We start from the raw sequence: 1632 nt of genomic DNA on the forward strand, positions 1-1632 counted from the left end.
GTGGGAGGCCCCACTAAGTCTTCGACATAGCGCTGTCGCGCATCAAACTGGTTCATCGTAAGGTTTAAGAACGCGTGCGGGGCAAAGGCCGTAGCCAACACTGGTGTGACAGCACCCGAGTGGGAGAGTGGCCTGCACGGTATCGGCGTGGAGTCATTGTCGGCACAGCAAGCTGTGACCACGTATAAGAGAGTGAATCCGCTCGCCACCGTGTACCCCGCACGCGTCATTCAATCCTGCGAGGAATTGTCATGACGCGCAAGAACCAAAAGCGTTTTGAGGTTATCCATCCCGACTGCGGCGCTGTTGATGTGGGCGGGCGTGAGCATTTGGCCGCTGTTGATCCGACGAAATGCGATGAGCCCGTTAGGCGCTTTTCTACCTTCACTGATGATTTGCATGCCATGGCCGATTGGTTTGAGTCCATGGGCGTCAAGATGGTGGCGATGGAGGCGACCGGGGTTTATTGGATCCCGCTCTTCGAGATTCTGGATAGACGCGGTTTTGAGGTTTACCTCGTTAACTCCCGTGCAACTCGGCAAATAACCGGGCGCAAGTCTGATGTCCTTGATTGCCAGTGGATACTTCAGCTTATGACGCACGGTCTGCTGCGAGGCGCTTTTCGGCCCTCGGACGAGGTGTGTTCACTGCGTTCACTGGTCCGTCAGCGTGGCAATAAAGTCCGCGATCAAGCCAAAGCCCTAAACCGGATGCAAAAGGCTTTGGTCCAGATGAACATCCAGTTGGCTCAAGTCATCAGCAATATCGCCGGGGTCACAGGCATGAGTATTTTGCGGGCAATCGTTGAAGGCGAACGCGATCCCGACGTACTCGCAATGCTTAGAGATAAGCGTGTTAAAGCCGACCAAGCCACGGTCGCCCGCAGCCTGCGGGGTAACTGGCGAGCAGAGCACTTGCATGCGCTGAGTCAGGAATTGGCGGCTTATGATTTCCTGGAAAAACAGATTGGCGAGTGCGACCAAGCCATTGCTTATGCACTTGAACGGCTACCGACTCTCCAAGCGGATGTTATCGCACCGAGTAAAACACTGCGTAATCCGCACCGTTCGAATGAGCAACAGTTGATCCTGCATCGAGCCTTGAACAAGATAATGGGGGTGGATTTAACCGCAATCCCCACCATAGGAATCGACACCGCGCTGGTCTTAGCCAGTGAGTTGGGAGCGGACTTATCACGGTTCCCGACCTCACAGCACTTCTGCTCCTGGCTCGGTCTTGCTCCGCCGACGAGGATCTCAGGAGGCAAGCCTCTTCCCGGTAAAACCGTGAAGGTTATCAATCGAGCCGCACAAGCCCTGAAACAGGCAGCCTCAATCGCCCGCAATGACAAGAGCTTTATCGGTGCCAGCCATCGCGCTCGCCTGACCCGAATGGACACCTGTTGCGCGATCAAAGCGACAGCCCATCAATTGGCGCGCTTGATCTACGCGATGCTGACCAAAGGCCAGCCTTATGTAGAGAAAGGGATCGAGGAATTTGAAGAAAGAAGCCGCGACCGGCAGATGCGTGCCTTGGAACGCAAGGCACGCAAGCTGGGGATGCAGCTGGTTAAAGCGGCGTGATTTTTAAGAGCAAAAACAATGAGTTATTTTTTGTTTGATAAGAGGGGGC

1 protein-coding gene is annotated in these 1632 nt (G+C 54.8%); it reads left to right on the forward strand.

Annotation, left to right across the window (positions count from 1 at the left end):
- The first annotated feature begins 251 nt into the window (after positions 1 to 251).
- The gene (locus M5B43_RS27140) at positions 252 to 1583 is read left to right on the forward strand and encodes an IS110 family transposase (RefSeq protein ID WP_248752944.1); all 1332 of its coding nucleotides are present in this window, start codon (positions 252 to 254) and stop codon (positions 1581 to 1583) included.
- The last annotated feature ends 49 nt before the right edge of the window (positions 1584 to 1632 follow it).

Origin of the sequence: Pseudomonas sp. MWU15-20650 (genome assembly GCF_023242475.1) — a bacterium.
In the GTDB taxonomy this organism is placed as follows: Bacteria; Pseudomonadota; Gammaproteobacteria; order Pseudomonadales; family Pseudomonadaceae; genus Aquipseudomonas.

Excerpts from the sequence above, each read along its gene's own strand:
- M5B43_RS27140 (WP_248752944.1), top strand. The coding sequence starts at position 252 with ATGACGCGCAAGAACCAAAAGCGTTTTGAGGTTATCCATCCCGACTGC.